Source organism: Heyndrickxia shackletonii (assembly GCF_001420715.1).
In the GTDB taxonomy this organism is placed as follows: domain Bacteria; phylum Bacillota; class Bacilli; order Bacillales; family Bacillaceae_C; genus Margalitia; species Margalitia shackletonii.
This window is the reverse complement of the sequence record NZ_LJJC01000004.1, coordinates 2037003-2050279: the sequence shown is the minus strand read 5'-3', so window position 1 is coordinate 2050279 and position 13277 is coordinate 2037003. Positions and strand designations below refer to the sequence as shown.

The following is a 13277-nucleotide window of genomic DNA, read 5'->3' as shown; positions in this document are numbered from 1 at the left end:
ACTGAATCTTACACCTTTAGGAGAAATTTTCACCCTTTTTCCTCCTATTCTGAAAAAATAAAAAATTACCTCATATATTCTTGACTCACTAATTCGGTTGGTGTATATTTATTTTAACATTAAACATATCGTTTATATTCTTTTAGATTATGCAAAGTATACGTTTGATGTTACATTTTTTCTTGGCACTATGTGCTTTAAAGATTTAGGAGGATTAAGAAACATGCAAAACGGTAAAGTAAAATGGTTTAATAACGAAAAAGGCTTTGGTTTTATTGAAGTTGAAGGCGGAGACGATGTATTTGTACACTTCACAGCAATTCAAGGTGAAGGCTTTAAAACGTTAGAAGAAGGCCAAGAAGTATCTTTTGAAATCGTTGAAGGTAACCGCGGACCTCAAGCTGCTAACGTAACTAAATTATCTTAATTATAAATGAACAAGGCTGGCATTTTTAATGTCAGCCTTTTATTGTTCATTTTTCAATGATAAAAAAACATATCTAATTGAGTTTCTTGCCAAATTCCTTTAATTTTTCCCCGACCGTACACTTTTCGATACAGAAACGATGGGCAAATGTTTTACCATGTTCCTTTTGCAAGGTTGATTTTATAAAGCATCCCTCACAATAATACTCTATGATTGAATCAACTTCCTTCAAAAGTTTTTTCCTTTCCATCAAATATCGTCCCTTTTATGGCTGTTTTCTTAAGTGGTTGCTTTTTTATTAAAAATATTTAATACATTCCTCATTCAGTATAAGAAAGCTTAACTACTTTCTTAAATAGATCCCCTGAAACGAACTATATGAGGAATTGTAATATACTACGAAAAGCAGCATTTTAATCGAAAACAGCCCTAATAAATTAGTTTATTTTAATATGACTAGATATACTTTTTCCAGCCAATGCCTGTGAAGCAAGCTGATCTGCTTCTTTATTATCTTTGCGTGATATTGGAATATAGGTTGGTTTTAATCCGAGCACACTCATCTTTTCTTCGATCCTGTCAAGCCAATCATTTAATACCTGTTCGAAACATGGCCACTCTCCCGATAATTGTCTCAGTACACCTTGGGAGTCCCCTTTAATAACACAAGGTATGTGGTGTGCACCAACTTCTTCCAATAAAGAAATGGCATTATATAATGCAATATATTCAGCTTCATTATTGGTTTGAATAGAATCAATTTTTCCGTTTTGCCTATATCGGTATTTCTCCGAGCCGATTTGATAATAAAGAACCATCCCAATACCAGCGGTACCTGTTTCCCGATCAAAACCACCGTCAAAATAAATCGTACATTCGCTGGGCTCTTTTTTGATTTGTTCCTTCAATTTTAAGTATTCCTTTTTAGTCCATTCCGATCCCATTTCGTCTATTATCGTTAAATCTTTTACACGTCCGGTATTATATATATCATCAATAGATCTGTCAAATGTATCAGCTGAAATCCAATCGGATTCAAATGGAATATCGGCTGTTTTTGAACCTCGGTACAGCCATTTAATTTTCACTTTCATATAATAACAACCCCTAGGATGAAATAAAGGCTACTTATGCATTATATCAGTTTACATATTAATTGATTTAATCATATTGTTTTCTTTTCCACATAATTTAAACCCAGAAGAACAAATGCGCAAGGCGCTTTTCTCATCTGAAGAAAACTTCCATATAAAATTTAACAAGTTTATAAAATTTATGATATTCTAACAAGTAGTCATTCTTTCTATATACAGCATTCCCATATTCACATGATATGTTGGTATAACCATGTTTAAGACATGAGCCATAGGTAAAAGGAGAGTAGCAATTGATTGAAGTTTATATAGATGGTGCCAGTGCTGGTGATCCGGGTGAAAGCGGCGCCGGAATCTTTATTAAAAAAAATGGGAATGTGGAGCGATATTCCATTCCGCTAGGACATAAAAATAATCATGAAGCAGAGTACCTTGCATTAGTAAAGAGTATGGAAATTTGTATTCAAAATGGATATAAAGTAATATCCGTTCGATCCGATTCAAAAGCAGTCGTTCAAGCGGTCGAAAAGGAATTTGCTAAGAAGGAACCATATCGGACTTTACTTAAAGAGATACTGACATTAGCAAAACAATTTGATTTATTTTTTATCAAGTGGGTTCCCAGCTCAGAAAACAAAACAGCTGACGAACTTGCAAGAAAAGCAATACGCATGAATAAATAAAGAGGGGTTACATCATGAATAAGAAATTCTTGGCAGAATCAGGTTTACTGCTTGTTGCATTCATATGGGGATCAACTTTTGTAGTTGTACAAAATGCAATTGAATTCTTGCCGCCGTTAACGTTCAATGCGGTTCGTTTTTTCATTGCGGGCGTTATTATTTTCTTTATCTACTTTATTCAAGAAAAAGGGAAAATAAAGGCTACCGGAAAACAGCTTGTACCAGGGGTTCTGCTTGGTTTATGTCTATTTATCGGCTATTCCTTTCAAACTATCGGCCTTTTATACACAACACCTTCTAAAGCCGGATTTATAACGGGATTAAGCGTGGTTGTGGTGCCGCTGCTATCCTTTATTTTTTATAAAAACCGTCCTGCACCAAAAGCAATCATTGGTTCCATTGGAGCTGTGATAGGATTATATTTCTTAGTAGCGAAAAATAGCACTGGACTTTCGATTGGAGACGGATTCGTTCTTATTTGTGCTTTTGGATTTGCTTTTCACATTATACTTACTGATCGTGTGACAAAAAAGGTGCCAATTTTATTTTTAACTACTGTTCAAATTTTCACTGTATCCCTGCTATGTGCCGTAAGTGCCATTATATTTGAAAACTGGCAGGTAGTATTTGAAACTAGCCATATTCTTTCAAAAACAACAATTTTAGCGATGATTATTACATCCTTATTAGGTACTGCTTTTGCTTTTTTTATGCAGACTACTGCACAAAGATTCACTTCTCCTACAAAGGTCGGGATTATCTTAACAATGGAACCCGTTTTTGCAGCGATTACATCCTTCATCTTAACAAATGAAAGATTATCGTTATTTGGTACTGTCGGTTGTTTATTAATCTTTATTGGAATGATCATCAGTGAGCTTCCAATTGAAAAAACATTGGCCATTTCGTTCTTAAAAAATAAAAAATCGCTGGACCGCAAACTTTAAAAGCGAAAAAAGAGGCTGTATACCTCTTTTTTATTTTGTAATTAAACCAATCTTCTCAGCATATTCGAATGCTTGGTGTCTTGAATGAACATTATTTTGTTTTAATGATTCTAATATGGAAATATAGAAACTTCCATCAAATTCTTTTTGTGTTTTTAATGTAATTTCAATTGCTGCTTTTATGATAGAATCGCAAGCTCCAGTGTATTGCTTTCCAAAATATATAAACCCGATAACATCATCCGCAAATTTAAAGCCTTTTCTGCGAAGATCCAATAGAAAATCATCTAATGGCAATTCTTTCGTTTTCAACATACTCTCCCTCACTAACATGTCACGTAGAGATAATCCCCTTCTACTCACTTTTTTTATTTTACAATACTTTTAATAGCATGACTATATGGCAGTTTATGAAAATACTTAATATTGCTATAAGCGAATAAACATACTGTATAAAAGGGAATTCTAGATAAATGGAGGTGATGACAATGGCGAAAAAAAATAATAATCGAGGAAAAATGGCCCCTGGAGCTAACCCGCAAGGTTGGGGACAGGATACAGAATTTGCTGTTGATGATCCAAAATCCAAACTTGAAAATGCTGCAAAAAAAAGTAATAAAAAATAAATGAGAAGTAAAGCACCTTGCCATCAGCTTATGGATTTCGTAGCCTTCGAAGCAAGATTAGGGAACTCAGTGAGATATTGCAAGAACTGATGGTTGACTTATCGGGGTGAAGACGTAAAAACCCATAAGCCGATAGGAGCGGAGCTAATCATAAAAAAGAGCAATCACTGATTGCTCATTTTTTAGGCTTGTCTGGCAAGATTTGACCACTTGCTCCCGATAAGATGTCTTCGAATGCTCTTTAATTCTAATTCATCAATATAGGTTAAAAACGCAGGTGTAATATCCGTTAATACAGATTCTTCTATTCTAAAAGTTATAGGCACATCACACCTAATTTCCGCTAGCTCTCGCGACATATGAAGCATATCAAGATCCTCTTCAATTTTTTTCCGTTGTGAAGGGGTTAATTGATGAAGATTACTTAGAAGTTCATTAATCGATCCATATTGTTGGATTAATTTTAAAGCCGTTTTTTCACCAATCCCTTTCACACCGGGATATCCATCACTAGTATCGCCCATTAAAGCTTTTACATCAATAAATTGACTTGGAGATATTCCATACTCTTCATAAAAAATATCATTGGAATATGTTTTATAATTTCCAAACCCTTTTTGAATAATGTTCACATGAATTTGATGATCTACTAGCTGCAACAGGTCTTTATCGCCAGTTAAGATTGATACCTGTAAGTCATTTTGCATGGATTTTGCAAGCGTTCCAATGCAGTCATCCGCTTCAAAACCGACAACTCCTATATTTGGAATATCAAATGCTGTCACTACCTCTTTCACTAAATCGAACTGAGGTATTAATTCAACAGGCGGTGCATCTCTGTTCGCTTTATATCCTTCAAATTTTTCATTACGAAATGTTTTACTGCCCATATCCCAACAAACAACTGCATGAGTAGGATTCATTTCTTCCAAAGCAGTAAGCAAATGTCTCATAAAACCTTGAACGGCATTAGTTGGCATTCCTTTAGAATTAATCATGTATTGACCGGTAACACTTGTAGCATAAAAGGCACGAAATAATAGTGCCATACCATCTACAAGTAATAATTGTGATGAGTTTTTCAAATAATCACCTCTACTATCATTTCATTGCTTATCCATTATACCATGGATTGATAAGAGACATTCCTATTCTCCTAATTCTACAGAATTTTCCTCATAGGATACCCAATCCGAATAACTACCAGCATAAAGTTTCACATTTTTATACCCCGCCTCTTTTAAAGCGATGAAATTTGGGGTTGCCGTTACGCCTGAACCGCAATAAACAATGATAGGCTTTTCTGGAACCATATGTGCAAATCTTTCTTTTTGTTTTTCAGCTGATTTCCAGCTGCCATTTATAAAACCATCTTCCCATACAATATTTATCGCTCCAGGAATATGTCCTGGCTTTTTATCAATTGGTTCCTCTAATCCTAAATAACGGTTTCTAGCACGAGAATCGATTAGAATAGCAGATTGGTTTGCTATTATATTTTTAATATCTTCATATGAAGCAAGCATGTTATCTTGAATATTTATGGAAAAGGATGTCTTATCAAAAGCAGGTACTTCATGTGTACTGGTATAACCATTTTGGACCCATTTCGTATAGCCACCATCTAATATATATACTTTTGTATGGCCCAGATACGTTAATAACCACCAAAATCGGCCCGCATAGGAACCTTCTCCATTATCATAAGCAACCACTGTAGTAGATGCATCAATTCCCGCTCTTTCTAATTTTCCCTTTAATTGAAGTGAATCCGGCAATGGATGTCTTCCACCGTGATCCGATGGTTTACTGGACAAATCATCCTCCAAATGAAAATAAAGGGCACCTGGAATATGACTATTCAAATATGCTTCCTTGCCCGCTTCTGGATTACCCAGAGTAAATCGGCAATCAATCACCCTTACATTAGAGTCTTCTAAATGATCCGCTAACCATTCTTGACTTTTAATATATTTCAACCCATCCACTCCCTTTTTCTTTTCTTTTTCCATTAGCCTAATAACATGTTCCTTCGGAGTCCAACAATTGAATTGATAATTAGGCTGCGTGTCATAGCCTAACCGATTACACTTGTAATTCATTTTTCCATGTATTCTCGCTGCTTGAAAGTGAATACATGTTGCACAAGCATGATATCTGCTGCCTTTCATCCCCATTCCCCCGCATGTGAAAATGTTACTTTGCAATTTTCTCTCGAATAGCGGTCCATTCCTCAATATCGATTTTTTCATTTAACACTGCAAGCATTGCCTTAAATTGTTCGTTTGCATCCTCCTGGATATGTTGAAGCAGTTCTGCAAATTCCTTCACCACATATGGATTAAAATATTGCTCCATCCTAACTTTTTGCTCTTCCAGATAGGTATCTGCAAGTGGCTGTAATAAATGTTGGAGTTCATCCTCCATCAGTTTCTTTTCATTTTTTTCAAAAAATGATTTAGCATTTTTAAAATACTTAAATGTTTTTTCTAATTGACTTCGGTCTATTTCAATAAATGCAGATGGAAATTCCGGTGTTGATATGGAACCTATTTCATAATCGGAAATCGAAATGGAAGATTGAATCTTAGATATCTGCTCTTGAAATTGATAAAGTTTTTTCCTAAATAAGTCTTTTACATAGTTCTCTATTCTTAAAGATGTGGCCCGCATTTCTTGTGCAAAGTCATAGCCTAAGCTCTCTAATAGTTCAATAAGCGCTTTATGCAATGCGGATTTTTGATTATTTTGTAATGTTGCTGGATTAAAAGCTTCTTTAAAGAAATCACTAAACCGATAAAATGTCCGTTGTTTTACATAAAATAATAATTCCTGCAGCTCTTGTTTAAGCTTAGTTAAAAAGATGGTTGGTGCAGCTTGCTTTAATAGCTCTTCCATTTTTTCCTGATTCATTACCAATTGTTTTCTTCTATTTTCTTTTTCCTCTTGACTTTCCAATGCTGATCCAATCAGCTCATCAATCATTTTAACTGCTCTTTGAACTTCGTTAGCGGCTGATTGAATACTCATCCTCATTAAATCATTAGATAAAAAGGAGTCAAAAGAATTTTTAAATTCCACTATACCAGATTGTTGATTTTCATTTTGGAGTGCCAAAAGACTGGATACTCCAAATAACTTAGGAAAACGAATACCATATTGGGTTAATTGCTCATACACATAGCTTTTTACATCATTTAATTCTTCTTCTGAATCTGCTAGGTCAATTGCATTTACAATAAAGAACATTTTATCCAGTTCGAATGCGTCTTTTACCCTTCCCAATTGAATTAAAAATTCCCTGTCCGCTTTGGAAAAAGCATGATTATAATAAGTTACAAAGAGAACCGCATCGGAATTCTTAATATATTCAAAGGCTACACCTGTATGTCTAGCATTAATGGAATCTGCCCCAGGAGTATCAACAAGCGTTATTCCCTGTCTTGTCAACTCACTGTCAAAATAAAGATCAATTGATTCTACAAAGCATGATTGTGACTCATTTGCAACAAATCCCCTGAATTCTTGTAAACCTGCAATGATATTTTCACCAAGCTTATCTTTATACACTTCATACCCTTTTAAAAATGCATGTAAAAAGGAGAGGTGAATTTTCTCACGGGCTTCTTTTGTCTCTTTTATTTGCAAAATAATAGATCCTGCTTCATCCAAGCTTTCACACGCAGCATTAAATTCTTTTAAAGATTTTTGAATGTCGTCCAATAACTGTTTTTTGCTTTTCAGATGAATAACAGCTGTTCCATGTGAATATTCCTTGGTAGGGGGACAAATTCGATTTATTGCTGCTGTTGTCGGATTTGGTGAAACAGGTAAAACCTTCTCACCAATAAGCGCGTTTGCAAAGGATGATTTCCCGGCGCTGAATGCTCCAAATAAGGCAATGGTAAATTGTTTATTTTCAATTCTTGATTTTTTAGACAGTAAATGTTCTGTTATCCGTGCAAATCCAGCTTTATTTTTTAGAAGATCATCTGTTAACTGCAATTTATTTACGATTATTTCAGATGAAACGGATTCTTTCTCTATCCTTTGATTATCGTCGGTTTCAACAACTTGAGGATCTAATTGTTTAACTGTTAGCTCCATTTTTTGGTCATTAGAATATATTCGAAATTTTGTTTGCTCTTCCTGCCATTTTTTCTGAATACCTTGATAAACCTCTTTACTATCAACAACTGGCTTAAACACCAATTCTTCTTTTTCATTTCTCGTAATCGCAATTTCTTGAAGTTTTCTTATAGCATCAGTGTATTTTTTCACACCGCTTAACTCTGCTTCAAGCGTGTTAAGTTCATTTTGAATTTCAGCTTTCATTATTTCTTCAACTTGCAATTTAAACCTTTCCAGCTCTTGATTTGCTAATTTTTTTAGGGATTCCGCTACCTCATCACAATAATGAAGCACATATTCCCCTGACATTCTTGCCCCATGTCTAACTAAATTTCTTAATAAGTCGGTTTCAAATTGAATAGATAAATTTTGAGCTTCTAACTGTAATTCATCATTGGCAAGTTTCGCTTTTTTTAATATGCTTCCGGCAAATTCCCTAATATGCCAAACAAGTTGTGAATCTGTTTGTGTTTTTAGTTGATTAAAAAACTCCTCTAATCTTTTTACACGCTCTTCTTCCGTTTTCTTCTTACTAAATAATAGTCCCATCTTAAAATCCGGCTGAGCAGATTCCAAATATTCTTTGGCAAGCTCTCTTATCTGAAAAGGCATTAAATAAGCGCTCTTTACTATTTTTGTTCTCTCATCGTCAAAGGATTTTCTCCAATTTTCAAGTTGTACTTGCAATTTATTCATTTTGTCGATGAGATCTTGTTCTTTCGATAAAATAGATTGCTTCTCGCTAGCTGATAAATCTTGCAAACTTTCTTTAAAACGGGCACCTTGGTCTTCCTCTTGTTCGACTAACCATTTAAAGTGCTCCTGAATTAACAGATTAACGGCCGATTGAGCAGAAGATGAAATTCGGCTATCTTTTTGATTTAATACTTCATTTACAAGTGATTTCACTTTGGCAAACTCGTTATGTTCGTTGCTGCTTTTCTTTAATGTTGTATAGAAAATTCCGTTTGGATGTACATTCCATGCAGAAAATGATTCTTCTACCGATTGTTTGAACTCGGAAAAGGACAATTCCTCGTCCTTATGCTTATCAATTTGATTAATAATTAAGTAGAGCTCCACTCCATGCTGCAATAACTCTTTCGTATATTGAAAATTCAATTCTGATTGTACATGGTTATAATCCATCACATAGAAAACAATATCAGCCAGATGTATTGCTGATTCCGTTGAAATTCGATGTGCGTCATCAGTGGAATCTACCCCTGGTGTGTCCATGATGATAACTTGTTCAGGAAGATCCGTTTGTTTTTTCCCAATTTCAATTTCGGTTACATTCCCATTTTTGCAAAATTCCTTCACTGCCTGGAAATCGTATGGAGCCTCGAAAAGATAAGGGGCTTCATCTTTATAAAAAACCTTTGCATAATCAGTGGATGTTTTATGGATTTTTACTAGGTTTGCACTAGTTGGAATTGGACTTGATGGTAATAGTTTTTCCCCTAGTAATGTATTAATCATGGTTGACTTTCCTGCAGAAAAATGACCGCAAAATGCAATAATAAAATCTTTGTTATTTATTTTTTTTAGCAGCTTTTCAGATTTTTCCGCTCTTTGCAAATCACCATTTTGCTTAAAGCGTTCATACAAGCTTATTAGTTGATCGATTGCTTCAGTGGAATTGCCTAATTCAATTGTTTTTGTCATGATGGTACAAACTCCCTAAAAATAAATTATTTCTTTCTTTCATTGTAACGGATTTTACGTTGTTTCCCAAGAATCTTTTCTAACAAAGGTTGCTTATGCGGACAACAACCAAATAAACATCCTTAGCTGAAAAAAAAAAGGGATAACCTCTGCATGAAAAAACTAAGACTATATTAGGATTTATAACCATTTACGAAAGGTAACAATCTGTTTGAAAACAGGCTTTTCCAATAAAAAACGTTTATCTTTAACGGATAAACGTTTTTCGAATTGAATTTTTACTTTTCCCTTTTCAAGTGAATTAAAAATCGCCTTTCCATATTTTGTACTTTCAAATAATCTGTATGCAAACTAAGCATCCTCTCCTCCGTCGGAATTCTTACGGATAAGATAAGCAGATTAAAAATAAAAAATGCAATTAATGTGTAGTATGCTTGGAATAATAAAGGGATTATAATTAATTCTAATGTAACAATGATATAATTGGGATGTTTCAGCCAACGATATGGTCCTTTTTTGATGATTTTTGCATCCGGTAAAACAAGTATTTTTGTATTCCAAAATCTGCCCAAGGATATAATTACCCAAACTCTCCCAATTTGGCTCAGTATGAACAGAGCAATGAGTATCCACCAATTTGCAATCAACGACCTTTTAAGACCAAATACTTCTGCTAATAAAGAAAGGATAAAGCATGAATGAATCAACACCATTAATTTATAATGATTTTTTCCCGCTTCCACTCCCCCTTGCTTTTTAATCCATATTTCATTTTTCTTGGCAATCCATAATTCAACGATTCGTTGGATAATAATGACACTTATAAAAATGACGAAAAACAATTGCTAATCCCACCTTAAAAGTAATTGTTCTGAGCTAAAACCAGGTCCGAGTGCCATTGCGAGACCATATTCTCCTGGTTGAATATCTTTTTCTAAAATTCTCTTTAAAATATAAAAAATCGTGACGGATGACATATTTCCATAATGTTTTAAAATATCTCTCGATTCTTTCGTTCGTTCCTCAGAAACGCCTAATGCTTCCACATAAGCATCTATTACTTTTTTACCTCCCGGATGAGCAATAAATTGTTTTATATCCTTTATATCCAGATGATATTTATCCAAAAATGCTTGAACATTTGGCTGTAACCACTTCCTGACAATCATTGGTATATCCTTAGAAAAGATTACATGCAGTCCATCATTTTTAATATCCCAGCCCATTACATCTAAAGAATCTTTTAATAACATGGACTGTGTACCTATTATAGAGGGCAAAGCAGCAACTGAATGAAGAGGTGCTTCTGCTTCTTCCCCAATCATTAAAGTACAGGCAGCTCCATCAGCAAATAATGAAGTGCCAATTAAATTACTTTTATTAAAATCATTCTTTTGGAAAGTAAGACTGCAAAGTTCAATTGCTAAAATCAAAATTTTCGCTCTTGGAAAGGCAAGGCAATACTCGTAAGCTCTTGAAAGCCCCGCTGCACCTCCGACACAACCTAACCCCCATATTGGTATTCGTTTTGCATCTAAACGAAAGGGAAGTTTGTTCATTATTCTTGCGTCTAAGCTTGGCGTAGACAATCCTGTAGTACAAATAGTAAAAATGGCATCAATTTCGTCTAACTCAATCCCCTTATTATGTAAACAATTTTCAATTGCTTTGATCCCTAATGCTTCTGCCATTTCTATGAATATGCTATTTTTTTCGGCAAATGAATGTTCCTCACCATACCAATGAATGTCTTTTACAAAATAACGTGATTCTATTTCTGCGTTTTGAAAAACCGAAAGTAACCGTTCAATATCACGAAAGGCATTGGAAAATAACTTTTTTGCAAAGAGCATTGCATCACTTTGTGGAATGTTGAAGTCGGGAATTCCAAGTCCTACGGAATATATTTTTGGCATAAGCAGGCTCTCCTTATTACTATATAAAGATATATTTTCCAATACTGAAAAAAATATGTAAGGAAGAAAACTATATAAAAAAAGAGCTCCTTGATGGAGCTAATACGTTTTGAAGGAGTTGTTGTGCACCACCATTATATACGCAAATAGACCTGGTAAAATAGACCTAAATTTCTTCCAGTAAACTAATTTTTCAAAAAATTATTCTCTTCAAAAAACAAAAATATGTTAGTATATTTTTATACAAAATTCGGGGGGTTTCGGCATGACAATGAGTAAAAATATAACGGATGTATTAAATGGAACTATTGAATCCATTAAATCTGTCTTGCCAATCCAAGTGGACATTCAACAGCCAACACTTTTTAATTCCCCTTTTAACCAACACACCGTTGGGGTTTTAATAGGGGTGACTGGCGATATAAAGGGAAGAATCATAATTGATGGGGAAGAAGATGTTTTCTCCAAAATTGGAGAAGTAATGTTTGGCATGCCATTAGTTGGAGAAATGCTCGAAAGCTTTGCCGGTGAATTAGGTAATATGATTGCCGGAAATATGTCAACACAAATATCCAATATCGGTTTATTAATTGATATTACCCCTCCTACTGTTATTGTTGGGCATTCTAAGATTTATGGCTTTTCCAAAGCGATAAGACTACCTATTAAAATGGAGCAAATCGGTGAAATTAGTATTATTTTAATGATAGAGTAATAAGAAAAGCGCAAGCGCCGCAGCTCTAGCGTACGGATTTCGTAGTCTTCGACTGAGATAAAGGAAACACAGTGAGGTAGTTCACGAACTGATGTTGACTTATCGTAGGGAGGAGACGGAGAAATCCGCTAGCCGATAGCTGCTTGCGCTAGACAAGATTAAACTTGTTATATTATTTAGATGTTGAAAAATTTTATACTTTCCTATCCTTTAAAAAGAAATGAAAAAGCGCCGCCATTGGCGCTTTCATTCATTTAAAACCCCTGTATGGTCATTCCGCCATCCACAAAAATTGTTTGTCCATTAATATATTTACCAGCCTCAGATGCTAAAAATACTGCCGGTCCTACTAATTCCTCTAATTCTCCGACCCTTTTCATTGGAGTAACAGCCAAAATATCTTTTACATACTCCTCATCCTGCAATAATTTTTCTGTCAATGGTGTTTTGAAATACCAAGGACCTATTGCATTTACATTTATATTATATTTTCCCCACTCTAGCGCCAACACCTTGGTCATTTGAATTAATGCTGCTTTTGTAGCTGCATAAACTACACCTGTCCTCAATGCTACATGCCCGCCAACGGAAGTAATAGTAATAATTTTACCATCTTCCTGTTCTTTCATTTTCCTCCCTACCTCTTGTGAAAACATAAAGGCAGATTTCAAGTTTGTGTCCATAATTTGTTGCCATTCTTCATCTGTTACATCTAATGCTTTAGACCTGATATTCATTCCAGCATTATTTACTAAAATGTCAATCTTACCCGCTTCACCGATGATCTTTTCAATGACCGATTTTACTTGTTCTCTCTTCGTAACATCCGCTGTCACAATATAAGATTTTTTTCCTAACTTTTCAATTTCGGCGGCCGTCGCTTGCAAATCTGTTTCTGTGCGCGAAATCACCGCGACGTCTGCACCAGCCTCCGCCATTCCTATTGCAATAGCTCGTCCTATTCCTCTTCCGGCGCCGGTAACAATTGCCGTTTTTCCTGCAAGGCTAAAGGATGGTAAATACATTTTCCTGCACTTCCCCTCATTTTTTTCAAATGCATTTAAAAAATT

General features: G+C 34.8%; 14 protein-coding genes. 5 read left to right on the top strand and 9 right to left on the bottom strand.

The genetic code is table 11. From position 1 onward, the window contains the following. Nucleotides 1-223 precede the first annotated feature (223 nt). A complete protein-coding gene (gene cspD, locus AN964_RS09745) occupies nt 224-427 on the top strand; it encodes a cold-shock protein CspD (protein ID WP_055739493.1) in 204 nt (67 codons plus the stop codon). A gap of 73 nt (nt 428-500) precedes the next feature. Here the strand turns inward: cspD and AN964_RS25470 are convergent, their stop codons facing one another. Both AN964_RS25470 and AN964_RS09740 read right to left on the bottom strand, forming a co-directional pair. After that, nucleotides 501-677 (bottom strand): zinc-finger domain-containing protein, encoded by a 177-nt coding sequence (locus AN964_RS25470; protein WP_083489287.1) that lies wholly within the window; start codon nt 675-677, stop codon nt 501-503. A gap of 187 nt (nt 678-864) precedes the next feature. Beyond that, entirely contained in the window at nt 865-1521 is a 657-nt protein-coding gene (locus AN964_RS09740; RefSeq protein ID WP_055739492.1) for a reverse transcriptase-like protein, read from the bottom strand. A gap of 293 nt (nt 1522-1814) precedes the next feature. On the opposite strand from AN964_RS09740, the gene AN964_RS09735 reads away from it, so the two are divergent. Together AN964_RS09735 and AN964_RS09730 are read left to right on the top strand one after the other, a co-directional pair. Then, nucleotides 1815-2204: a reverse transcriptase-like protein gene (locus AN964_RS09735; RefSeq protein ID WP_055739491.1), complete on the top strand. Its 390-nt coding sequence runs from the start codon at nt 1815-1817 to the stop codon at nt 2202-2204. 14 nt (nt 2205-2218) lie between these two features. Then, complete coding sequence (locus AN964_RS09730) at nt 2219-3151, top strand: DMT family transporter (protein ID WP_055739490.1); 933 nt, start codon at nt 2219-2221, stop codon at nt 3149-3151. A 30-nt stretch (nt 3152-3181) separates the two neighbouring features. Here the strand turns inward: AN964_RS09730 and AN964_RS09725 are convergent, their stop codons facing one another. Continuing rightward, nucleotides 3182-3466, bottom strand: coding sequence for a DUF6123 family protein (locus tag AN964_RS09725; protein ID WP_055739489.1), 285 nt, complete (start codon nt 3464-3466; stop codon nt 3182-3184). Between the two features lie 173 nt (nt 3467-3639). Between AN964_RS09725 and AN964_RS09720 the strand changes: the two genes are divergently transcribed. After that, nucleotides 3640-3777, top strand: a complete 138-nt coding sequence (locus AN964_RS09720) for a hypothetical protein (RefSeq protein ID WP_055739488.1) — start codon at nt 3640-3642, stop codon at nt 3775-3777. 182 nt (nt 3778-3959) lie between these two features. On the opposite strand, the gene AN964_RS09715 is transcribed toward AN964_RS09720, so the two are convergent. From AN964_RS09715 to AN964_RS09695, 5 genes are all read right to left on the bottom strand, one after another. After that, on the bottom strand, nt 3960-4862 hold the full coding sequence (locus AN964_RS09715) for a 5'-3' exonuclease (RefSeq protein WP_055739487.1): 903 nt from the start codon (nt 4860-4862) through the stop codon (nt 3960-3962). Nucleotides 4863-4925: 63 nt separating this feature from the next. Continuing rightward, nucleotides 4926-5948, bottom strand: a complete 1023-nt coding sequence (locus AN964_RS09710) for a sulfurtransferase (protein ID WP_367591411.1) — start codon at nt 5946-5948, stop codon at nt 4926-4928. A gap of 25 nt (nt 5949-5973) precedes the next feature. Next, nucleotides 5974-9576: a dynamin family protein gene (locus tag AN964_RS09705; protein ID WP_055739486.1), complete on the bottom strand. Its 3603-nt coding sequence runs from the start codon at nt 9574-9576 to the stop codon at nt 5974-5976. Nucleotides 9577-9854: 278 nt separating this feature from the next. Further along, nucleotides 9855-10418, bottom strand: a complete 564-nt coding sequence (locus AN964_RS09700) for an isoprenylcysteine carboxyl methyltransferase family protein (protein WP_055739485.1) — start codon at nt 10416-10418, stop codon at nt 9855-9857. Nucleotides 10419-10421: 3 nt separating this feature from the next. Then, nucleotides 10422-11492, bottom strand: coding sequence for a type III polyketide synthase (locus AN964_RS09695; RefSeq protein WP_055739484.1), 1071 nt, complete (start codon nt 11490-11492; stop codon nt 10422-10424). A 265-nt stretch (nt 11493-11757) separates the two neighbouring features. Between AN964_RS09695 and AN964_RS09690 the strand changes: the two genes are divergently transcribed. Further along, nucleotides 11758-12207: a chemotaxis protein CheX gene (locus AN964_RS09690; protein WP_055739483.1), complete on the top strand. Its 450-nt coding sequence runs from the start codon at nt 11758-11760 to the stop codon at nt 12205-12207. A gap of 254 nt (nt 12208-12461) precedes the next feature. Here AN964_RS09690 and AN964_RS09685 read toward each other — a convergent pair whose 3' ends face one another. Continuing rightward, on the bottom strand, nt 12462-13232 hold the full coding sequence (locus AN964_RS09685) for an SDR family NAD(P)-dependent oxidoreductase (RefSeq protein ID WP_055739482.1): 771 nt from the start codon (nt 13230-13232) through the stop codon (nt 12462-12464). Nucleotides 13233-13277 lie beyond the last annotated feature (45 nt).